Source organism: Aquabacterium sp., assembly GCF_021768455.1.
Lineage (GTDB): Bacteria > Pseudomonadota > Gammaproteobacteria > Burkholderiales > Burkholderiaceae_C > Aquabacterium.
In genome coordinates this window covers 1-20,977 of the sequence record NZ_JAIZVX010000071.1, presented here as the reverse complement: position 1 = coordinate 20,977, position 20,977 = coordinate 1, and the positions used below count along the sequence as shown (strand labels likewise).

At 67.1% G+C, this 20,977-nt stretch carries 18 protein-coding genes; 5 read left to right on the top strand and 13 right to left on the bottom strand.

The features are described 5' to 3' along the window. Both QZ994_RS10915 and QZ994_RS10910 read left to right on the top strand, forming a co-directional pair. On the top strand, window positions 1–961 hold a 961-nt coding region (locus tag QZ994_RS10915), incomplete at its 5' end, for a porin (protein ID WP_290871464.1). A gap of 19 nt (window positions 962–980) precedes the next feature. Then, complete coding sequence (locus QZ994_RS10910; protein ID WP_290871463.1) at window positions 981–1,304, top strand: helix-turn-helix transcriptional regulator; 324 nt, start codon at window positions 981–983, stop codon at window positions 1,302–1,304. Here QZ994_RS10910 and QZ994_RS10905 read toward each other — a convergent pair. Further along, window positions 1,274–2,194 (bottom strand): DMT family transporter, encoded by a 921-nt coding sequence (locus QZ994_RS10905; RefSeq protein WP_290871462.1) that lies wholly within the window; start codon window positions 2,192–2,194, stop codon window positions 1,274–1,276. The two genes, QZ994_RS10910 and QZ994_RS10905, sit on opposite strands and share 31 nt — an antisense overlap. 114 nt (window positions 2,195–2,308) lie before the next feature. Here QZ994_RS10905 and rpoH point away from each other — a divergent pair, with 114 nt between their 5' ends. Further along, window positions 2,309–3,235 carry an RNA polymerase sigma factor RpoH gene (rpoH, locus tag QZ994_RS10900; protein ID WP_290871461.1) on the top strand — a complete coding sequence of 309 codons (927 nt, stop codon included), beginning with the start codon at window positions 2,309–2,311 and terminating at the stop codon, window positions 3,233–3,235. Window positions 3,236–3,256: 21 nt separating this feature from the next. Here the strand turns inward: rpoH and QZ994_RS10895 are convergent, their stop codons facing one another. Genes QZ994_RS10895 through tal form a run of 3 tightly spaced genes read right to left on the bottom strand, consistent with a single transcriptional unit; the run spans window position 3,257 to window position 6,508 of the window. Beyond that, window positions 3,257–3,925, bottom strand: coding sequence for an HAD family phosphatase (locus QZ994_RS10895; RefSeq protein WP_290871460.1), 669 nt, complete (start codon window positions 3,923–3,925; stop codon window positions 3,257–3,259). Beyond that, window positions 3,922–5,544 carry a glucose-6-phosphate isomerase gene (gene pgi / locus QZ994_RS10890; RefSeq protein WP_290871459.1) on the bottom strand — a complete coding sequence of 541 codons (1,623 nt, stop codon included), beginning with the start codon at window positions 5,542–5,544 and terminating at the stop codon, window positions 3,922–3,924. Before pgi ends, QZ994_RS10895 begins: the two co-directional genes overlap by 4 nt. Before the next feature lie 16 nt (window positions 5,545–5,560). Beyond that, a complete protein-coding gene (gene tal / locus QZ994_RS10885) occupies window positions 5,561–6,508 on the bottom strand; it encodes a transaldolase (RefSeq protein WP_290871458.1) in 948 nt (315 codons plus the stop codon). Between the two features lie 195 nt (window positions 6,509–6,703). Here tal and zwf point away from each other — a divergent pair, with 195 nt between their 5' ends. Next, a complete protein-coding gene (gene zwf, locus QZ994_RS10880) occupies window positions 6,704–8,170 on the top strand; it encodes a glucose-6-phosphate dehydrogenase (RefSeq protein WP_290871457.1) in 1,467 nt (488 codons plus the stop codon). A 99-nt stretch (window positions 8,171–8,269) separates the two neighbouring features. On the opposite strand, the gene QZ994_RS10875 is transcribed toward zwf, so the two are convergent. From QZ994_RS10875 to QZ994_RS10835, 9 genes are all read right to left on the bottom strand, one after another. Beyond that, window positions 8,270–8,557: an STAS domain-containing protein gene (locus QZ994_RS10875; protein WP_290871456.1), complete on the bottom strand. Its 288-nt coding sequence runs from the start codon at window positions 8,555–8,557 to the stop codon at window positions 8,270–8,272. A gap of 5 nt (window positions 8,558–8,562) precedes the next feature. Further along, window positions 8,563–9,234, bottom strand: coding sequence for a phospholipid-binding protein MlaC (locus QZ994_RS10870; RefSeq protein ID WP_290871455.1), 672 nt, complete (start codon window positions 9,232–9,234; stop codon window positions 8,563–8,565). Between the two features lie 85 nt (window positions 9,235–9,319). After that, window positions 9,320–10,162, bottom strand: coding sequence for a VacJ family lipoprotein (locus QZ994_RS10865; protein WP_290871454.1), 843 nt, complete (start codon window positions 10,160–10,162; stop codon window positions 9,320–9,322). Next, the gene (gene mlaD / locus QZ994_RS10860; protein ID WP_290871453.1) at window positions 10,159–10,641 is read right to left on the bottom strand and encodes an outer membrane lipid asymmetry maintenance protein MlaD; all 483 of its coding nucleotides are present in this window, start codon (window positions 10,639–10,641) and stop codon (window positions 10,159–10,161) included. The genes QZ994_RS10865 and mlaD overlap by 4 nt, the downstream gene beginning before the upstream one ends. 30 nt (window positions 10,642–10,671) lie before the next feature. Continuing rightward, window positions 10,672–11,454 (bottom strand): lipid asymmetry maintenance ABC transporter permease subunit MlaE, encoded by a 783-nt coding sequence (mlaE, locus tag QZ994_RS10855; protein WP_290871452.1) that lies wholly within the window; start codon window positions 11,452–11,454, stop codon window positions 10,672–10,674. Continuing rightward, entirely contained in the window at window positions 11,454–12,302 is an 849-nt protein-coding gene (locus tag QZ994_RS10850) for an ABC transporter ATP-binding protein (protein WP_290871451.1), read from the bottom strand. Before QZ994_RS10850 ends, mlaE begins: the two co-directional genes overlap by 1 nt. Before the next feature lie 121 nt (window positions 12,303–12,423). Further along, complete coding sequence (locus QZ994_RS10845; protein ID WP_290871450.1) at window positions 12,424–13,887, bottom strand: glutamate synthase subunit beta; 1,464 nt, start codon at window positions 13,885–13,887, stop codon at window positions 12,424–12,426. Between the two features lie 25 nt (window positions 13,888–13,912). Further along, window positions 13,913–18,676 (bottom strand): glutamate synthase-related protein, encoded by a 4,764-nt coding sequence (locus QZ994_RS10840; RefSeq protein WP_290871449.1) that lies wholly within the window; start codon window positions 18,674–18,676, stop codon window positions 13,913–13,915. A gap of 149 nt (window positions 18,677–18,825) precedes the next feature. Further along, window positions 18,826–19,539, bottom strand: coding sequence for a transposase (locus QZ994_RS10835; RefSeq protein WP_290871448.1), 714 nt, complete (start codon window positions 19,537–19,539; stop codon window positions 18,826–18,828). Window positions 19,540–19,801: 262 nt separating this feature from the next. On the opposite strand from QZ994_RS10835, the gene QZ994_RS10830 reads away from it, so the two are divergent. After that, window positions 19,802–20,938, top strand: a complete 1,137-nt coding sequence (locus QZ994_RS10830; RefSeq protein ID WP_290871447.1) for a ferredoxin reductase — start codon at window positions 19,802–19,804, stop codon at window positions 20,936–20,938. Window positions 20,939–20,977 lie beyond the last annotated feature (39 nt).

Below are 20,977 nucleotides of genomic sequence, written 5' to 3'. Positions count from 1 at the left end.
CACCCTCACCCGCCTGCCCGGCAACACCGCCGGCGCCCCCTCCCGCCTGGGCTTTCGCGGCAGCGAAGACCTGGGCAACGGCCTGAAGGCCGGCTTCACGCTGGAGTCGGGCCTGGCCATGGACACCGGCGGCCTCAACCAGGGCGGCCGGATGTTCGGGCGCCAGGCCTTCGTCAGCCTGAGCGGAGCCTGGGGCCAGTTCTCCCTCGGCCGCCAGTACACGATGACCTTCTTCTCGCTGCTGGACGCCGACGTGCTGGGCGCCAGCGCCCACGGCCTGGCCTCGCTCGACAGCTACCTGCCCAATGCCCGCACCGACAACGCCCTCGGCTGGCGCGGCAAGTGGGGGGCGTTCAGCGCCGGAGCCACCTACAGCACTGGCCGCGACACCGCCACCGCAGGCAACCCCGGCGCCACCAACTGCGCCGGTGAAAGCAGCAGCGACACGCGCGCCTGCCGCGAGTGGTCTGCCCTGCTCAAGTACGACGCGCCCACCTGGGGCCTGGCCTGGTCGCAAGACGTGATCCGCGGCGGCGCTGGCGCCTTCGCCAACCTCACCAGCAGCGCCCTCACCGACACCCGCGTCAACCTCAACGGCTGGCTGCGCCTGGGCGAACTCAAGCTGGGGGCAGGCTTGCTGCACCGCCACAACCAGGGCAGCGCCACCACCCCGCGCAGCGACATCGTCTACCTGGGCGCCAGCCTGCCCCTCAGCACTGCCCTCTCGGTCGACACCCAGGTGGCACAGCTGAAGTACCAGGACTCGGCCAACAAGGCCCTGCAAGGCGTGCTGCGCGCCAACTACGCCTTCAGCAAGCGAACGGCCCTCTACGCCTCGCTGGCCAGGCTGGACAACCACGGCACCCTGGCCGTGTCGGTCAGCAATGGCGCGGCCGGCGGCCTGCCCGCCGCAGGCGGTGCACAGACTGGCGTCATGGCCGGCATCCGCCACAGCTTCTGAAGCAGGTCACAATGCGCGCATGGCCCAAGGCAAGCGCATCTCATCCGACCTCGGCGACGCCGCCCTGCAATCCATCCTGGACATGGGCGCCGCCGCCAAACAGGCCCGCCTGCGGGCTGGCGAGAGCCAGTCTGCGGCGGCCGCCCGCCTGGGCGTGCACGTGCAGACCATCGCCCGCATCGAGTCGGGCGAGCCCGGCGTCACGCTCGGGCACATGGTCGGCCTCCTCGGCCTCTACGGTATCGACCTCACGCTGAACCTGCCAGCCGCCACCGCCAGCGCATCGGACAGCCCATCGGCCAGCACACCGCCTCAAGCCCCGGCGACCCCGCCCGACGCCTGATCCCGCGTCCTGGCGATCGCCGTGTCCCGCGGCGCCACCGGCCGGCTGGTCGCGGCGCAGCCCATCGAGGCGCCCATGATCAGCGCGATCGCCAGCCACTGCGGCAGCGTGAGCTGCTCGCCCAGCAGCACCAGGGCCACCAGCGCGGTCACGGCCGGCTCCATGCTGATCATGACCCCGAAAGCCTGCTTGGGCAGGCGCTGCAAGGCCAGCATCTCCAGCGAAATCGGGATGGCGCTCGACAGCACGGCCACCCCCAGGCCCACGCCCAGCACGTGCCACGACAGCATCGCCGCCCCCGCATGGGCCACGCCCACCGGCACCACCACCAGCGAGGCCATGGCCAGCCCCAGGGGCACCGACTGCCCCGTCGGCAAATGCCCGGCACGCTTGCCGAACACGATGTAGGTCGCCCAGAGCGCTGCCGCCGCCATCGCAAAACCCACGCCACCCGGGTCGAGGGTTCGGACCTCGTGTCCCCAGGGCAGCAACAGGGCCAGGCTGCCCACCGCGCAAGCCACCCACAGACCGTCCAGCCAGCGGCGCGACGCGCACACCGCCACGCCCAGCGGCCCGACCAGCTCGATGGCCACCGCCAAGCCGAACGGCAGGGTCTGGATGGAAAGGTAGAACGCCAGGTTCATCCCGCCCAGGGCGCTGCCATACAGCGCGATCGCCTTCAGATCCGCGCGGCTCAGCGGCCGACGCCAGGGCCGCCACCACAGCATCAGCACCAGGGCCGACAGCCCCACCCGAACCGCCGTCGTGCCCTGCGCCCCCAGCGTGGGAAACAGGCCGAGCTTGGCCCAGGAGGTGCCCAGGGCCAGGAAGGTGACCGATCCCAGGATGGCGAAAAAGGGAAAGAGCGAGGAACCGAGGCGTGACGACATGGACGAGGACTATAGGGGACGCAAAAACCCTCTTTGGAAGGAACCTTTTCGCCTTAGCACTCTCTGAACAGGAGTGCTAACATCTGTTTTGAAGGATCCAGAAAGGAACCATCGATGACCGTGACCACAGCCCTCGCCCCCCGTGACCCTTTCAGTGTGGTGCCCTCCCTGGGCAACCTGGACGCGTACATCCGCTCCATCCAGGCCATCCCCATGCTGGAGCCACAGGAAGAGCAGGCCCTGGCACGCCGTCTGCGCGACCACCAGGACCTGCAAGCCGCCTCCCGCCTCGTGCTCTCGCACCTGCGCCTGGTGGTGTCCATCTCCCGCCAGTACATGGGCTACGGCCTGCCCCAGGGCGACCTGATCCAGGAAGGCAACGTTGGCCTGATGAAGGCCGTCAAGCGCTTCGACCCCGATCAGGGCGTGCGCCTGGTGAGCTACGCCATGCACTGGATCAAGGCCGAGATCCACGAATACATCCTCAAGAACTGGCGCATGGTCAAGGTGGCCACCACCAAGGCCCAGCGCAAGCTCTTCTTCAACCTGCGCTCGCTCAAGCACCAGTTCAAGGGTGACGCCGACGACGCCCACGTGGGCCGCGCCGGTCTCTCGGCGGCCGACATCCAGCGTGTCGCCACCGAACTCGACGTGCGCCCCGAAGACGTCATCGAGATGGAAACCCGCATGGCGGGCGGCGACGTGGCCCTGGAAGCCCCGGCCGACGACGACCACGAGGGCCCTGCCGCCCCCATGGCCTACCTGTCCGATGATTTGCACGAGCCCACCCGCGTGATCGAGTCGCACCGCCGCGACTGGCTGGCCAGCGATGGCATCGCCCACGCGCTCGACCAGCTCGACGAGCGCAGCCGCCGCATCGTCGAAGAACGCTGGCTGAAGGTGAACGACAACGGTTCGGGCGGCATGACCCTGCACGACCTGGCCGCCGTCTACGGCGTCAGCGCCGAGCGCATCCGCCAGATCGAGGTCGCTGCCATGAAGAAGATGCGCAAGGCCCTCAGCGAGGTCGCCGAGGCCTGACGCCCTTCTGCCCAGCTCAGATCACAGCCAGCCCAGTTGACGCGCCTCGGCTTCAGCCTGGGCGGCGTTGACGAACCTCACGGCCCGCCAGCCCTGCTCGCGGGCCGTCTGGATGTTGTGGGGGTTGTCGTCGATGAAGAGCGTGCGCGCCGGGTTCAGGCCCAGGGCCTCGGCCGTGGTCTGGAAAATGTCGGCGTTGGGCTTGATCTGCTTCACGTCGCAAGAGAACACCCCCGAGCGGAAGTGCCCCAGGAAGGCGTGCTCGCGCAGCAGGTGCGCCTTGTAGGGCACCGGCATGTTCGAGAGGAAGTGCAGGCGCGTGCCCGCTGCCACCAGTCGCTCCAGCCAGGCCACCGAGTCGGCCAGGGGCGCCAGGTGGTGGGGAATGGCCTCGATCAGGCGGTGCACGCCCTCGGCCGGCAAGCCGGTGCGGGCCGCGATGCGGTCGCGCACCTCGGCCAGCGAGGCGACGCCCCGATCGAACTCTGCCCAGTCGCTGCCAGGCAGGAAGGACTGGAACACGGTGCTGGCCAAGGCCAGGGCCTCTTCGTCACTGCGGGCGTGCTCGGGCAACACCTGCTGCAGGAGCACCACCGGCTGCCAGTTGAAGAGCACCCCACCAAAGTCGAACAGCACGGCCTCGGTGGGCTCTCCTGCTGGCGCGGGCGCTGCCGCCGTCACCGCGCTCATGCGAGGCGACCGATCATGGCGGCCGTGGCCGGATCCAGCCCGCTCACGTCACCACTGCCCAGGCGGGGCAGCAGCTCCTTGCACATGGCCTTGCCCAGCTCCACGCCCCACTGGTCGAAGGAGTTGATGCCCCACAGTGCGCCGCTCACGAAGGTGCGGTGCTCATGCAGGGCGATCAGGGCGCCCAGCGAGCGGGGCGTGACCTCGTCCAGCAACAGCGTGAGGCTGGGGCGGTTGCCCGGGAAGGTGCGGTGGCGCGCAATGGCCTCGGGTGCCATGGCCTTCGATGCCGTGGGAGCGCTTTCGCCCGCGGCCTCGGCCGTGGACTTGCCCCACATCAGCGCCTGGGCCTGGGCCAGGCCGTTGGCCAGCAGCATGCGGTGCTGCTCGGCCAGCAGGCCCTTCAGGGCCGGCGACAGCGCATCCGCGTTGCGGTAGCTGGGCTGCTTCACCAGGATGAACTCGACCGGGATGGTGTCCGTGCCCTGGTGCAGCATCTGGTAGAAGGCATGCTGGCCGTTGGTGCCAGGCTCGCCCCACACCACCTCGCTGGTGCCGTAAGGCAGGGGCTCCCCGGCCTCGTCCACGCACTTGCCATTGCTCTCCATCACCAGCTGCTGCAGGTAGGCCGGCAAGCGGCGCAGGCCATGGTGATAGGGCGAGATGCAGCGGCTGCTGTAGCCCTTGAAATTGCGGTACCAGACGTCCAGCAGGCCCAGCTGGATCGGCAGGTTGTCGGCCAGCGGCGCCTGGGCGAAGTGCTGGTCCATGGCGTAGGCGCCATCCAGCAATGCGCGGAAGTTCGCGCTGCCCAGGGCCAGGGCGATCGGCAAGCCGATCGACGACCACAGCGAATAGCGACCGCCCACCCAGTCCCAGAAACCGAAGGTGGTCGTCACGCCGAACTCCGCAGCGGCTTCCACATTGGTGGTCGTGGCCACGAAGTGCGTGGCGAGGTCGGTGCCACCCGCGTCCAGGAACCACTGCTTGGCCGCCTGGGCGTTGGCCATGGTCTCCTGGGTGGTGAAGGTCTTGGAGGCGACGATGAACAGCGTCGTGGCGGGCTTGACCTTCTGCAGCACGGCCGCCAGATCCTGCCCGTCGACGTTGCTGACGAAGTGGAAGTTCAGACCCGGCGCGCAGAAGGCGTCCAGCGCAGGCACCACCATCTGGGGGCCCAGATCGGAGCCACCGATGCCGATGTTGACCACATCGGTGAAGCGGCCCGAAGCCAGCGTGGCGTCGACGAAGGCGAACATGCGGTCGAGCACACCGTGCACCAGCTCGCTCTGCGGCCCCTGGCCCCTGGGGGCACGCAGGGCCGTGTGCAGCACGGCGCGGCCTTCGGTCTGGTTGATGGCGTCACCGCGCAGCATGGCATCGCGGCGGGCCTCGATGCCGCACTCGGCGGCCAGGCCCAGCAGGTGCTGGCGCGTGGCAACATCCCAATGGCCACGAGACAGGTCGGCCACCATCTCGGGCGCGTCGAGGCTCAGGCGGGCGACGCGATCGGGGTCGTCGGCAAACAGGGTGCGCAGGTCCAGCTTGTGGCCGTGCGCCTGGAAATGGCCGGACAGGGCCTGCCAGGCGACGGTCTGGTCGCAGCGAGGAAAGCTCATGGTGCGGGACTCCGGCTCAGCGCAGGGCTTCGATCATGGCGTCGAGCTTGCCGGCATCGACCGCGAAGGCGCGGATGCCCTCGGCCAGCTTTTCGGTGGCCATGGCATCGTCGTTGAGCGCAAAGCGGAAAGCGGCTTCGCTCAGCGGCGCGGCACTGGCGGTGGCGGCCGCAGGCGGCGTCAGCAGGCGGGGCACCGGGGCCTCGGAAGCCTGCAGCTGGGCCAGCAGGTCGGGGCTGATGGTCAGCAGATCGCATCCGGCCAGGGCCAGGATCTGGCCCACGTTGCGGAAGCTGGCGCCCATCACCTCGGTGGCGATGCCGTGCTGCTTGTAGTGCGCGTAGATCGCGGCCACCGACTGCACGCCCGGGTCGTTCACACCGGCCTTGGCGGCCTCGTCCCAGCTGGCGCCAGCGTTCTTCTTGTACCAGTCGTAGATGCGACCCACAAACGGGCTGATCAGCTGCACCTTGGCATCGCCGCAGGCCTGGGCCTGGGCGAAGGCGAACAGCAGCGTCAGGTTGCAGCGGATGCCTTCCTGCTCCAGCGCACGGGCGGCCTGGATGCCTTCCCAGGTGGAGGCGATCTTGATCAGCACGCGGCTGCGCGGGATGCCGGCGGCCTCATACAGGGCCATCAGACGGTGGGCACGCTCGATGGTGGCGGCGGTGTCGAAGCTCAGGCGGGCATCCACTTCGGTCGACACACGGCCCGGCACCACCTTCAGGATCTCCAGGCCAAAGCGCACCAGCACGTGGTCGACGATCACGTCCAGCGGCTCACCCTTGTGGGCGGCCACCGTGTCGGCCAGCAGGGGAGCGTAGTCGGGCTTCTGCACCGCCTTGAGGATCAGCGAGGGGTTGGTCGTCGCGTCTTGCGGCGTGAACTGAGCGAGCTGCTTGAAGTCGCCGGTATCGGCCACGACCGTGGTGAATTGCTTGAGCTGATCGAGTTGGTTAGCCATGTTGCTGCGCTGTGGGTAAGGGGCAAACCGGGTCGGATGCCCGTGAAGACCTGGGCAAAACCCGCATGGATGCCGCGGACTGCCCACCTGGGAAGTATTATCGTTAGATTAACGTCTGACCGATCGCCGAGCCCGGGTTGCCCACCGAGGGCAAACCCTAGCTCAGCGCGCACTTTCCACTATCGCACACCAGCCATGTCATTTGACCTCGTCTTCTTCGGCGGCACCGGCGACCTCACCTGGCGCAAGCTCATGCCCGCCCTCTTCCAGGCCTGGCGCCATGGCAAGCTGCCCGCCAACGGCCGCATCCTGGCCGTGGCCCGCGACCAGCGCGACGACGCCGGTTACCGCGACTGGCTGAAAGAGCGCCTGCAGGCCGGCGACAGCGCCAAGCGCCCCAGCGACGAGGAATTCGCCCGCTTTGCCGAGCTGGTGCACTACCGGCCCATGGACCTCTCCAAGCCGGAGGACTATCAGCGCCTGAAACGCTGGCTCGACGAGCGCAACGCCGACACCGCCGTCATCTACCTGGCCACCAGCCCTCACCTCTTCCCCATGATCTGCACGCAGCTGGGCGAGGTCGGCCTCAACCACGACCGCGTGCGCGTCGTGCTCGAAAAGCCGCTGGGCCACGACCTGGCCAGCGCCCAGGAAATCAACCGCGTGGTGCGCTCCGTCTTCAAGGAACAGCAGGCCTTCCGCATCGACCACTACCTGGGCAAGCCTTCGGTGCAGAACCTGATGGCGCTGCGTTTCGGCAACGTGCTATTCGAGCCCCTGTGGCGACGCGAGCACATCGCCAACATCCAGATCACGCTGGCCGAGAGCATCGGCGTGGGCACCCGCGGCGACTTCTACGACCGCACCGGCGCCCTGCGCGACATGATCCAGAACCACGCGCTGCAGTTGCTCACCATGGTGGCCATGGAGCCGCCCTCCAGCGCCCATGCAGACGCCATCCGTGACGAAAAGCTCAAGGTGCTGCGCTCGCTCAAGCCCTTCGATGCGGCCTCGGTGGCGCGCGATGTGGTGCGCGGCCAATACCGCTCGGGCGCGGTCGACGGCCAGGCTGTCAAGGGCTACCTGGAAGAAGACAAGGTGCCGGCGGGCAGCGCCACCGAAACCTTCGTGGCCCTGCGCTGCGAGGTGCAGAACTGGCGTTGGGCCGGCGTGCCCTTCTACCTGCGCACCGGCAAGCGCCTGGCCAGCCGGCACGCCGAGATCGTGGTCAATTTCCGCAGCACGCCGCACTCCATCTTCCCCGGTGCGGCCCGCCCCAACAAGCTGGTGATCAAGCTGCAGCCCGACGACGGCCTGGAACTCCACCTGCTGGCCGCCAAAGGCTCGGTGGCCGCGGGCGACCTGACGGGTGGCACCGAGAAGCTCTCACCCGTCTCGCTCGACCTCGACTTCGACAAGGCCTTCCCGACCGACCGCGTGGGCGCCTACGAACGCATGCTGCTCGACGCCCTGGCGGGTCGCCTCAACCTGTTCGTGCGCTCTGACGAGCAGGAACAGGCCTGGCGCTGGGTGGAACCCATCCTCGACGCCTGGCGCCAGGACCCGCATGGCGTGCGCTCCTATGCGGCCGGCACCTGGGGCCCTCCGGCCGCCAGCGCCCTGGTGGCGCGCGACGGCTTTGCCTGGGCCGAAGAGGCCTGATCGGCATGCCACCTGACGACGTGGCGCCCAGCAAAAAGGGGATCCAGTGGATCCCCTTTTTTCATGTGCCTGCGCGCAAGACCCGCGCACCGCCACGGCTCAGGCCGACTGCAAGAGGCCATCCACGCCATAGAGGCGCGCCAATTCGGTCAGCTTGGGCGGCAGCGACTGCACCGAGAACGCACGGCCCTTGCCACGCGCCATGCGCTGGCACTCGAGCAAGACGGCCAGGGCGCTGGAGTCGAACTGCTGCAGGGCCGAACCATCGACCGTCAGCATCTCGACCTGACCCTGCCCCGCCGCAGAGGCCTGGTCCAGCGTCTGCTTGAACAGGCTCAGCACGTGGGGCACCTCGGCGTGGGTGATGACGGCGGGCAGCAGCAGCATGGCGATCAGCCCGTGGTCTTCTTGTTGGCCAGCTGCTTGTTGCGCTCGACCAGCTTGGCGATCAGGCCATCAATGCCCGAGGCGTTGACTTCCTGCGCAAAGCTGCTCTGGTAGGTTTGCACCAGCCAGGCGCCCAGCACGTTCACGTCGTAGATTTTCCAGGCCTCACCGGCCTTCTCCAGGCGGTAGTCGATCTGGATCGGATCGCCCTTGCCCTTCACCACGGTGCGCACGATCACCTCGGTGTCTTCCGGACGCGAGCGCATGGGCTTGAACTCCACGACCTGGTCCTTGATCTGGGCCACGGCACCGGCGTAGGTGTAGATCAGCAGGGTCTTGAACTCGTCCTGCAGCTTCTTCTGCTGCTCGGGCGTGGCGGTGCGCCAGTTGCGACCCACGGCCGTGGCCGTCATGCGCTGGAAGTTCACATTGGGCAGGATCTTGGTGTCGACCACGCCGATCAGCTTGCGCACATCGCCCGACTGGATGGCCTTGTCGCCCTTGACGGTGGCGAACACGTCGGCCGTGATGGCCTTGACGAAGGCGTCGGGGGCGGCGGCACTGGCCGTGGCTGCAGCCGGCGCCGTCTGGGCCGAGGCCGGGGCCACGGTCAGGAGGGCGGCGGCGCTCAGGGCGGCCGCGGTGGCCAGGCGGGTGAGGGAGAGGGTGTTCAACATGGTTCCAAGATCCTTTCGGTTGATCTCCTGGTCTTCAACGCACCGCGAGGCCCTCAGGCCGACACCGCGCGCACAGACAGGCCGATCAGGGGGCCGATGCCGCCGAAGCGGGCGCGGCAGGAGATGAGGCGGGCTGGGCAGCAGGCACAGTGGCCGATGCCGCCTCCGAGGCCGAGGCACTCGCGGCCGGTGGCTCGAGGTCATCCGGCTCCTCGTCTTCCTCGGGCGGGTTGCCCTCGTAGATGAGGTTCTGGCGGCGCTGCAGGTAGGCGTCGCGGAAGAAGGCGTACTTGTCCAGCGCGACGTCGTCCAGCAGGTTGGTGGCGCCCAGCAGGTTGGCGCGCACGCTCACCAGACGCAAGGCCGTGAGCTCGTAGGCCATGGCGTCGGTGGGCGCCAGGGTCGAGGCCGAGAAATACAGGTCACCCGGGATGCCGACCGAGTCACGCAAGGTCGATGCCCCCAGGAAAGGCCACACGATGTAGGCGCCCGGCTTCACACCCCAGACGCCCAGGGTCTGGCCGAAGTCTTCGTTGCGGCGCTCGATCTGCATGGCCGAAGCCACGTCCAGCAGGCCGCCCAGGCCGAGGGTGGTGTTGACGGTGACGCGCACCACACCCAGGTAGCCGTCGGAGAAGCGCCCCTGCATGAACAGGTTCAGCGTCGACCAGACATCACCGATGTTGCCGAAGACATTGCGCACGGCCAGGCGAATGGGCTCGGGGGTCACCCAGTTGTAGCCCTTGGCCACGGGTTGGAGCACGTTTTCGTCCACCGTCTCGTTGAAGGCAAAGACCTTGCGGTTCCAGCCCTCGATCGGGTCACGGTTCTGGGGCGTGGCACAGCCCTGCAGGGCAGCGGCCAGGGCCAGCAGGCCCACGCCGGCACCCAGGCGCCGCCAGGGCACCGAGGGGGTCACGTTGCTCACTTGCCGCCTCCCTTGCCGGTGTCGCCATCGGCGGCCTTGCTGTAGAGGAACTGGCTGATCAGGTTTTCCAGCACGATGGCCGACTGTGTGGACTTGATGGCGTCACCCGCCACCAGGTTGGTCTCGCCATAGCCCGGCTCCAGGCCGATGTACTGCTCGCCCAGCAGGCCAGCCGTCAGGATCTTGGCCGAGGAGTCCTTGGGGAAGGCCACACCCTTGTTGAGCGTCATCTCCACCTGGGCCTGGTAGGTCTTGCCATCGAAGGTGATGCTGTCGACCCGCCCCACGACCACACCGGCGCTCTTGACCGCGGCCTGGCGCTTGAGGCCACCGATGTTGTCGAAGCGGGCCACGACCTTGTAGCCCGAATCGAAGGACAGGGTCAGCAGGTTGCCGGCCTTGAGGGCCAGGAAGACGATGGCAGCCGCACCCAGCAGCACGAACAGCCCCACCCACACATCATGTTTTGATTTCTGCATACGTTCTTTCTTGCGGCGCTCAGGACCCGATCAGATCGAGAACATCATCGCCGTCATCACAAAATCCAGGGCCAGCACCGCCAGCGAGGCCATCACCACGGTGCGGGTCGTTGCGTTCGACACGCCCTCTGGCGTGGGCTGGCATTCAAAGCCTTGCAGCAAGGCCACGAAGGTCACGGCCAGGCCAAACACCAGGCTCTTGATCAGGCCATTGCCCACGTCCTGCCAGACGTCGACCCCGTTCTGCATCTGCGACCAGAAGGCGCCGGTGTCCACACCGATCATCACGACACCGACCAGCCACCCACCGAGGATACCCACGGCCGAGAAAACCGAGGCCAGCAGGGGCATGGCGATCACGCCACCCCAGAAGCGCGGAGCCAGCACGCGCTGGATGGGGTCGACGGCCATCATCTCCATGGCGGTGAGCTGCTCACCGGCCTTCATCAGGCCGATGCCGGCGGTCAGGGCCGTGCCCGCACGCCCGGCAAAGAGCAGCGCGGCCACCACGGGGCCCAGTTCGCGCACCAGCGAGAGGGCCACCATCAGGCCCAGGGCCTCTGCCGAACCATAGCGCTGCAGGATGTAGTAGCCCTGCAGGCTGAGCACGAAACCCACGAACAGGCCCGAGACCACGATGATGGCCAGCGAATAGTTGCCCAGGAAAAAGATCTGCTCGGAAAGCAGGCGCCCACGACGGAAGGTGGGCGCCACCATGCCCACCAGGCGCAGGAACAGGCGCGTGGCGTAGCCGATGTCGGCCACCTTCAGGCGCACGGCCTGGCCCACGAACGCGGGTTGAAGCCACTTCATCATCCGCGCACCCCGAAATCGTGACCGGCGTCATCGGCCGGGTAATGGAAACGCACCGGGCCATCCGGGCGGGCATGCACAAACTGGCTCACCAGCGGGTCCTCGCTGGCGCGCATCTCCTCGGGCGAGCCCTGGGCCACGATGCGGCCATTGGCCAGCAGCACGATGTGGTCGGCGATCAGGAAGGTCTCCTCGACATCGTGGGACACCAGGATGCTGGTCAGCCCCATGGTGTCATTGAGTTCGCGGATCAGGCGGGCCGAGATGCCCATGGAGATGGGGTCGAGGCCGGCAAAGGGCTCGTCGTAGAGCATCAGCTCGGGGTCGAGCGCCATGGCGCGGGCCAGGGCCACGCGTCGGGCCATGCCCCCCGAAACCTCGCTGGGCAAGAGATCGCGTGCGCCACGCAGGCCCACGGCGTTGAGCTTCATCAGCACCAGGTCGCGCACAATGGACTCGGGCAGGCGGGTGTGCTCACGCAGCGGGAAGGCCACGTTCTCGAACACGGTGAGGTCGGTGAACAGCGCGCCGAACTGGAACAGCATGCCCATGCGACGGCGGGCGGCCATCAGCTCAGCAGCATCCAGCCTGGCCACATCACGGCCATTGAGCAGCACCTCGCCCTTGAGCGCGGTGATCTGCCGGCCAATCAGGCGCAGCACGGTGGTCTTGCCACCGCCTGAGGTGCCCATCAGGGCCACCACCTTGCCACGCGGCACGGTCAGGTTGATGCCCTCGAGGATGATGCGCTCGCCGTAGCCACAGGTGACGTCGCGCAGTTCGACCAGGGCCTCGCTGGGGGCCGCGGCAACAGGCGATTCGGTGGTGTGGGAGGTGGTTTCTGACATGGGCAAAGAAAAAGGGCCGGCAAAAACCGACCCTTTGATCATAGGGGATACGCGCATACCGCAATGTTGCGCCGAGGAAAAGGCGCAACGCAGGTACGGGCGCATCCCGCGCCCCACACGCTCAGCGGGGCAATGTGCTGGCGCCCATCAGGAAGGCGTCGACCGAGCGCGCAGCCTGGCGGCCTTCGCGGATGGCCCACACCACCAGGGACTGGCCACGGCGCATGTCGCCAGCGGCAAAGACCTTCTCGACGTTGGTGGTGTAGCCACCTTCGTCGGTCGAGGCCTTGGCGTTGCCACGGGCGTCCTTTTCCACGCCGAAACCGGCCAGGATGGTGTCGACCGGGTTCACGAAGCCCATGGCCAGCAGCACGAGGTCGGCCTTGAGGACCTGCTCGGTGCCCGGGACTTCTTCGAACTTGCCACCCTTGAACTCGACGCGCACCGTCTTCACGCCGGTGACCTTGCCGCCTTCACCCAGGAATTCCTTGGTGGCGATGGCGAACTCGCGCTCGCAGCCTTCTTCGTGGCTCGACGAGGTGCGCAGCTTGTATGGCCAGTAGGGCCAGGTCAGCGGACGGTCTTCCTCTTCGGGCGGACGCGGCATCAGCTCGAACTGCACCACGCTCTTGGCACCGTGGCGGTTGGAGGTGCCCACGCAGTCGGAACCGGTGTCACCACCACCGATCACGATCACGTTCTTGCCCGTGGCCATGATCTGGTCCTTGACCTTGCCGCCACCGTTCACCTTGTTCTGCATCGGCAGGAATTCCATGGCGAAGTGGATGCCGGCCAGGTCACGACCCGGCACAGGCAGGTCACGCGACTGCTCGGAGCCGCCGGTCAGCAACACGGCGTCGAAGTCCTTCTTCAAGGCTTCGGGCGACACGGTTTCCTTGGCCCAGTTGGTGACCTTGGAACCCTTGGGCAGCTCGCCCACGATGGTGTTGGTCTTGAAGACCACGCCTTCGGCTTCGAGCTGCTTGACGCGGCGGTCGATGTGCGACTTCTCCATCTTGAAGTCAGGGATGCCATAGCGCAGCAGGCCGCCCACGGCATCGTTCTTCTCGAAGACGGTCACGTCATGACCCACGCGGGCCAGCTGCTGGGCCGCAGCCAGGCCGGCGGGGCCACCACCGACGATGGCGACCTTCTTGCCGGTCTTGACCTTGGCGGGCTGGGGCACCACCCAGCCTTCGGCCCAGGCGCGGTCGATGATCGCGTGCTCGATGGACTTGATGCCCACCGCGTCGTTGTTGACGTTCAGCACGCAAGCCGCTTCACAAGGTGCCGGGCAGATGCGACCGGTGAACTCGGGGAAGTTGTTGGTGCTGTGCAGCACGGTGATCGCGTTCTTCCAGTCGCCGGTGTACACCAGGTCGTTGAAGTCCGGGATGATGTTGTTGACCGGGCAGCCGTTGTTGCAGAACGGCGTGCCGCAGTCCATGCAACGTGCAGCCTGGGTCTTCGACTCTTCGGGCTTGAGGCCGATGACGAACTCTTTGTAGTTCTTCAAGCGCTTGTCGACGGCTTCGTAGCCCTCTTCCAGTCGCTCAAATTCCATGAAGCCAGTGACTTTTCCCATTTCAATTCACTCCTGATCGTCCGGTTCAGGCCTTGGCCTTGGTGGACTTGGCCTTGGCGGTGGCGACCGCGGCCGTTGCTTCTTGCTTGGCGCCCATCTCGGTCAGGGCGCGACGGTATTCGTGCGGGAAGACCTTGACGAACTTGGCCATGGAGGCCGACCAGTTGTCGAGGATCTCGCGGGCACGCAGCGAACCCGTCCAGCGGTGGTGGTCTTCGATCAGCTTCTTCAGCAGGGCCTCGTCGGCCTGACCCTTGTGCATCGGGATGCCGGCATCGGCCTGCTCGGCAGCGGGCAGCACCTTCTCCAGGGCAACCTGGGCGGTGTTGACGCGCTTGGCGAACTGACCGTCTTCGTCGAAGACGTAAGCCACGCCACCGGACATGCCGGCGGCGAAGTTGCGACCCGTGCGACCCAGGACGACGACGGTGCCGCCGGTCATGTACTCGCAACCATGGTCACCCGTGCCTTCAACGACCGCCGTGGCACCCGACAGGCGCACGCCAAAGCGCTCGCCACCCACGCCGCGGAAGAAGGCTTCGCCTTCGGTCGCGCCGTAGAGCACGGTGTTGCCCACGATGATGTTGTCGTTGGCGTTGCCGCGGAACTCGATCGAGGGACGCACCACCACACGGCCGCCGCTCAGGCCCTTGCCGGTGTAGTCGTTGGCTTCACCGATCAGGTAGAGCGTGATGCCCTGGGCCAGGAAGGCGCCGAAGGACTGGCCGCCCGTGCCTTCCATCTGGATGAACACGGTCTGGTCAGGCAGGCCATCCGGATGGTGCTTGATCAGCTCGCCCGAGAGCATGGCGCCCACGGTGCGGTTGACGTTGCGGGCCTGCTCCATGAACTGGACCTTCTCGCCGCGCTGGATGGCGGGCTGGGCCTTCTCGATCAGGCGCACGTCCAGGGCCTTGTCCAGGCCGTGGTCCTGCGTGCTGACGTGCAGGCGGGGCACATCGGCCGGCACCGGCGGCAGGGCGAACACCTTGCCGAAGTCCAGGCCCTTGGCCTTCCAGTGCGCGATGCCCTTGCGGGTGTCGAGCAGGTCGGCACGGCCCACCAGGTCGTCGAACTTGCGGATGCCCAGCTGGGCCATGATCTGGCGTGCTTCTTCGGCGACGAAGAAGAAGTAGTTCACGACGTGCTCGGGCTTGCCGGTGAACTTCTTGCGCAGCACCGGGTCTTGCGTGGCCACGCCCACCGGGCAGGTGTTCAGGTGGCACTTGCGCATCATGATGCAGCCTTCGACCACCAGCGGTGCGGTGGCGAAGCCGAATTCGTCGGCACCCAGCAGGGCGCCGATGACCACGTCACGGCCGGTCTTCATCTGACCGTCGGCCTGGACGCGCACGCGGCCACGCAGGCGGTTCAGCACCAGGGTCTGCTGGGTTTCGGCCAGGCCGAGTTCCCAAGGCGTGCCGGCGTGCTTGACCGAAGACCAGGGCGAAGCGCCCGTGCCGCCGTCGTGGCCGGCGATCACGATGTGGTCGGCCTTGGCCTTGGCCACACCGGTGGCCACCGTGCCCACACCCACTTCCGACACCAACTTGACCGACACATCGGCCTTCGGGTTGACGTTCTTCAGGTCGTGGATCAGCTGAGCCAGGTCTTCGATCGAGTAGATGTCGTGGTGCGGCGGGGGCGAGATCAGGCCCACACCCGGCACGGAGTGACGCAGCTTGCCGATGTACTCCGAGACCTTGCCGCCAGGCAGCTGACCGCCTTCACCGGGCTTGGCGCCCTGGGCCATCTTGATCTGGATCTGGTCGGCCGACACCAGGTACTCGGTGGTCACACCGAAGCGGCCCGATGCCACCTGTTTGATCTTCGAGCGCAGGCTGTCGCCAGCCTGCATCTCGTAGTCGACTTCCACGACCTTGGAGCCGATCACGTCGGACACCTTGGTGCCCTGCACGATCTTGATGCCCTTGAGTTCGTTGCGATAACGGTTCTCGTCTTCGCCGCCTTCGCCGGTGTTCGACTTGCCGCCGATGCGGTTCATGGCCAGGGCCAGGGTCGAGTGGGCCTCGGTGGAGATCGAGCCCAGCGACATGGCACCGGTCGCGAAACGCTTGACGATCTCCGCAGCCGACTCCACCTCGTCCAGCGGGATGGCCTTGCTCGGATCGAGCTTGAACTCGAACAGACCGCGCAGCGTCAGGTGACGGCGCGACTGGTCGTTGATCAGCTGGGCGTATTCCTTGTAGGTGTCGAACTTGCCGGAACGCGTGCTGTGCTGCAGCTTGGCGATGGCGTCGGGCGTCCACATGTGCTCTTCACCGCGGGCACGCCAGGCGTACTCGCCGCCGGTTTCCAGCATGGAGGCCAGAACCGGGTCGTCGCCGTAGGCCGCGGTGTGGTTGCGGATGCTTTCTTCGGCCACTTCGAACACGCCGATGCCGCCGACCTGCGTGGGGGTGCCACGGAAGTAGGTGTCGATCAGTTCCTTGTTGAGGCCGATGGCTTCGAAGAGCTGGGCACCGCAGTAGGACATGTAGGTCGACACGCCCATCTTGGACATGATCTTCGACAGGCCCTTGCCGATCGCCTTGACGTAGTTGTAGATGGCCTTGTCGGCCGACAGCTCGCCGGGCAGGTCCTTGGCCATCTTGGCCAGGGTTTCCATCGCCAGGTAGGGGTGCACGGCTTCGGCGCCGTAACCGGCCAGCACGGCGAAGTGGTGCACTTCGCGGGCCGTGCCGGTTTCCACGACCAGACCGGCGGAGGTGCGCAGGCCCTTGCGAACCAGGTGGTGGTGGATGGCGGACAGGGCCAGCAGCGCGGGGATCGCGATGTGGGCGCGGTCCATCTTGCGATCGGAGATGATCAGGATGTTGTGACCGGACTGGATCGCTTCCACGGCTTCGGCACACAGCGAGGCCAGGCGGGCTTCCACGCCTTCACGGCCCCAGGAGGCCGGGTAGGTGATGTCGACCTCGTAGGGCTTGAACTTGCCGCCGGTGTGCTTCTCGATGTTGCGCAGACGGGCCATGTCGTTGAAGTCCAGCACGGGCTGGCTGACTTCAAGGCGCATCGGCGGGTTCACCGCGTTGATGTCGAGCAGGTTGGGCTTCGGACCGATGAAGGACACCAGCGACATCACCACCGCTTCGCGGATCGGGTCGATCGGGGGGTTGGTGACCTGGGCGAACAGCTGCTTGAAGTAGTTGTACAGCGGCTTGTTCTTGTCCGACAGCACGGCCAGGGGCGAGTCGTTGCCCATGGAGCCGGTGGCTTCTTCGCCGTTGGTGGCCATCGGGGCCATCAGGAACTTGATGTCTTCCTGGGTGAAGCCGAAGGCCTGCTGGCGGTCGAGCAGGCTGTCAGCGAACTCGCCGGCGCTGCCGCTCACATCGATGCTGTCGAGCTTGATGCGGACGTTCTCGATCCACTGACGGTAGGGCTTGGCCGAGGCGTACTGGGCCTTGAGCTCTTCGTCTTCGATGATGCGACCTTGTTCGAAGTCGATCAGGAACATCTTGCCCGGCTGCAGACGCCACTTCTTGACGATCTTGTTCTCGGGGATGGGCAGCACGCCGGATTCCGAGGCCAGCACGACGAGGTCGTCGTCGGTGATCAGGAAACGGGCGGGACGCAGGCCGTTGCGGTCCAGCGTGGCGCCGATCTGGCGGCCGTCGGTGAAGACCATGGCGGCAGGGCCGTCCCACGGTTCCATCATGGCAGCGTGGTATTCATAGAAGGCGCGGCGACGCTCGTCCATGGTCGAGTGCTGTTCCCAGGCTTCCGGGATCATCATCATCGCGGCCTGGGCCAGCGGGTAGCCGGACATGGTCAGCAGTTCGAGCGCGTTGTCGAACGTGGCCGTGTCGGACTGGCCATCGAGGCTGATGGGGTAGAGCTTGCGCAGGTCTTCACCCAGCACCGGCGACTTCATGACGCCTTCACGGGCGCGCATCCAGTTGAAGTTGCCCTTGACCGTGTTGATTTCGCCGTTGTGGGCGACCATGCGGTAGGGGTGGGCCAGCGGCCATTCGGGGAAGGTGTTGGTGGAGAAGCGCTGGTGCACCAGGGCCAGGGCCGAGGTCACGCGTTCATCGCCCAGGTCCAGGTAGTACTTGCCCACCTGGTCGGCCAGCAGCAGGCCCTTGTAGATGATGGTGCGGCACGACATGCTGGGCACGTAGTACTCGCTGCTGTGCGTCAGGTTCAGGCTCTGGATCTTGCTGGACGCCGTCTTGCGGATGACGTAGAGCTTGCGCTCCAGGGCATCGGGCACGAGGATGTCAGGGCCGCGGCCGATGAAGACCTGGCGCATGACCGGCTCTTTTTCGCGCACGATCGAGGACATGGGCATGTCGCGGTTGACCGGCACGTCGCGCCAGCCCAGCAGCACCTGACCTTCGGCCTTGATGGCGCGCTCGAGCTCCTGCTCGCAGGCCTGGCGGGATGCCTGCTCCTTGGGCAGGAAGATCATGCCCACGCCGTACTCGCCGGGAGGCGGCAGGTCCACGCCCTGCTTGGCCATCTCGGCGCGGTAGAACTCGTCGGGGATCTGGATCAGCAGACCGGCACCGTCACCCATCAACGGGTCGGCACCCACGGCGCCGCGGTGGTCGATGTTTTCCAGGATCTTCAGGCCCTGCTGCACGATGCTGTGCGCCTTCTGGCCCTTGATGTGGGCCACGAAGCCCACGCCGCAAGCGTCGTGTTCGGCGTTTGCGTACAGGCCGATGTCGGCAGCGGCCTGGATTTCTTGGGCGGTGGCCGTGACCAGGTGGTCAGCGGGTGCGGTGGGGAACGAGGTTCCCGAAGTCGCCTGGGTCATGGGGAGGGCGCTCCAGATGTGAGTGTGGAAAAACAACGAGAGAGCGACGAGGATACCCCGATTGCCCTCTGGCTTCAAGCGGTAATAAATAGGGTCAGACCATAATTAATTGGCGAGCTCAAAACACATCGCGAATAAATAGGGACAGATCAAGAGGGCTCCTCGGCGTCAGGCGGCCGGGCTTTTTTGGGGCGGCCTCGGGGCTGGGGTGCCAGGCGTCGGCCCGCGGCCAGTTGCAGGGAAGGCAAGACGCTGGCCTCGGCCAGTGCCCAGCCCTTGTGCATGGCCTCGGAGAGTTGCTGAAGTTGCGTGGCGGACAAGCCGGCTTCCAGGCGCCTGCGCCAGGCCGCTTCCCGCTCGAAAGGCGTGTTGCCCAGGGCCCAAAAGCCGGCGTGGTCGGCCAACAAGGGGTCTGTGCGCAGCCCCAGGTGGTGACGGACACTGGACCAGGCGTCGTCTTCGACGCGCTGCACCGCCCCGGACCGCCAGGCGTGCTGCTCGATGAAGACCATGGCATCCAGCAAGTAGCGTGCCGGATCGATGACGGTGGCGCGGTAACGCCCGGCCCACAGCCCACCCGAGCGGCCGTGCCGCCGGTTGTAGCCTGCGACGTAGCGCCGGCCCAGGGCCTGCATGGCCACGCTCAGGCCGTCGTCGGTGCCGGGGGTGGCCAGCAGGTGGAGGTGATCGTCGGCCAGGGTGTAGGCGTGCACGGCCACACCGTGCGCCCGCACGGCCTCGCGCAGGGCATCGAGCAGGGCCTGGCGGTCGGTGTCGTCGCGGGCCAGGCGCTGGCCATCGTGCACACGCTGCACCAGGAGGTGAGGCCAGCCGGCCAGGCTCAGGCGAGGGAGTCGCGCCATGGGGGGTCTCGGAAGGCGCCGGAGCGCGGTGGGTGATCTGTCCCCATTATGGATGGGGCGGCGGTGGCCTACGAGGCACGGCCATGTCGCCCCTGCCCACCCCCATTCACGGGGTCCATACGGTCGTTTGAGGACTTCCCCGCTTGCCCGGGGTCCGGGCGGCTGGGTAGCCTCGGTGCATACGGTGCTTGTTGAACAGGCTCCGTCATGAGCGCAGCCAGCCGGGTCTGCGCCGAACCCGATCCCCGGAGTCCACCGCCCGATGGCCATCGCTTCCTCCTCCAACCTGACCGCGAACGCGACCGCACGCCTGTCGGGCTGGCTCCGCCACCTGGGGGTCAGCCCCATGGCCTTCGATGACACCGTGAGCCTGCTCAACCCCTTGCTGGCCGTGCACCACCTGCGGGCCCGCGTCGTGGCGCGCCAGGCCGAAACACCCAGCGCCACCACCTTCGTGCTGCAGGCGGGCCCCGCCTTCGCCGGTCTGCGCGCCGGCCAGCACCTGATCGTGGGCGTGACCATCGGCGGGGTGCGCCACCGGCGCGCCTACTCGCCCCGCGCCATCGAAGGTCAGCCGGGGCGCTTCGCGATCACGGTGCAGCGCCAACCGGAGGGCCTGGTCTCGGGCCACCTGCATGAGCAGGTTCGGGTCGGCCAGGTCCTGGACATCGAACAGGCCCGGGGCGACTTCACCCTGCCCTCCCCCACCCCGCCTCAGGTGCTGCTGATCGCAGGCGGCAGCGGCATCACGCCAGGCATCGCCATGCTGGAACAGCTGCAGCGGCAGGCACGCAGCACCCGCGTCACGCTGATCTATTTCGCGCGCAGCGAGGCCGACCGCATCTTTGCCGAGGCCCTGAACAGGCTGGCCACGAGCTGGCCCAGCTTCCGCTACCTGCCCATCGACAGCGTGGCCCACACGAACGTGGCGGGCGCCCCGGCCGCGCCACAGGTGCTGGACCGCGCCCTGCTCGATGGCGCCCTGCCCCAATGGGCCCAGGTCCCCACCTTCTGCTGCGGCCCTGCTCCGCTGATGGACGCGGCCCGCACGCTCTGGCAGGCCGCCGGTGCCAGCGCCCAGTTGCACCTGGAGGCCTTTGCCGTGGCCCGCCCGAATGGCGATCCGCTGGCGCGGCACGCCGTGCACATCCTGCGCGAATCGGTGCCTCGGCAGTTCATCGCACCGGGCAACGAGACCCTGCTGGTGGCCGGTGAGGTGGCTGGTCTGGCGCTCAAGCACGGTTGCCGCCAGGGCATCTGCCACGAGTGCACCTGCCGCCTGCACAGCGGCTCGGTGCGCGATCTGCAATCGGGCCAGCGCATCGATGGCGAAGGGCAGCCCATCCGCCTGTGCGTCACCTCGGCCATGAGCGACCTGCACCTTGAATCGCTGAACTGATCGCCCCGCCTCCCGCCATTTCGCCGACACCTTTCAGGA

Coding starts and splice junctions, on each gene's coding strand:
- mlaE (WP_290871452.1), bottom strand. CDS start 11,454: ATGAAGTGGCTTCAACCCGCGTTCGTGGGCCAGGCCGTGCGCCTGAAG.
- rpoH (WP_290871461.1), top strand. CDS start 2,309: ATGACCGTGACCACAGCCCTCGCCCCCCGTGACCCTTTCAGTGTGGTG.
- pgi (WP_290871459.1), bottom strand. CDS start 5,544: ATGAGCTTTCCTCGCTGCGACCAGACCGTCGCCTGGCAGGCCCTGTCC.
- QZ994_RS10910 (WP_290871463.1), top strand. CDS start 981: ATGGCCCAAGGCAAGCGCATCTCATCCGACCTCGGCGACGCCGCCCTG.
- QZ994_RS10845 (WP_290871450.1), bottom strand. CDS start 13,887: ATGGGAAAAGTCACTGGCTTCATGGAATTTGAGCGACTGGAAGAGGGC.
- QZ994_RS10835 (WP_290871448.1), bottom strand. CDS start 19,539: ATGGCGCGACTCCCTCGCCTGAGCCTGGCCGGCTGGCCTCACCTCCTG.
- QZ994_RS10875 (WP_290871456.1), bottom strand. CDS start 8,557: ATGCTGCTGCTGCCCGCCGTCATCACCCACGCCGAGGTGCCCCACGTG.
- mlaD (WP_290871453.1), bottom strand. CDS start 10,641: ATGCAGAAATCAAAACATGATGTGTGGGTGGGGCTGTTCGTGCTGCTG.
- QZ994_RS10895 (WP_290871460.1), bottom strand. CDS start 3,925: ATGAGCGCGGTGACGGCGGCAGCGCCCGCGCCAGCAGGAGAGCCCACC.
- QZ994_RS10830 (WP_290871447.1), top strand. CDS start 19,802: ATGGCCATCGCTTCCTCCTCCAACCTGACCGCGAACGCGACCGCACGC.
- zwf (WP_290871457.1), top strand. CDS start 6,704: ATGTCATTTGACCTCGTCTTCTTCGGCGGCACCGGCGACCTCACCTGG.
- QZ994_RS10905 (WP_290871462.1), bottom strand. CDS start 2,194: ATGTCGTCACGCCTCGGTTCCTCGCTCTTTCCCTTTTTCGCCATCCTG.
- QZ994_RS10850 (WP_290871451.1), bottom strand. CDS start 12,302: ATGTCAGAAACCACCTCCCACACCACCGAATCGCCTGTTGCCGCGGCC.
- QZ994_RS10840 (WP_290871449.1), bottom strand. CDS start 18,676: ATGACCCAGGCGACTTCGGGAACCTCGTTCCCCACCGCACCCGCTGAC.
- tal (WP_290871458.1), bottom strand. CDS start 6,508: ATGGCTAACCAACTCGATCAGCTCAAGCAATTCACCACGGTCGTGGCC.
- QZ994_RS10870 (WP_290871455.1), bottom strand. CDS start 9,234: ATGTTGAACACCCTCTCCCTCACCCGCCTGGCCACCGCGGCCGCCCTG.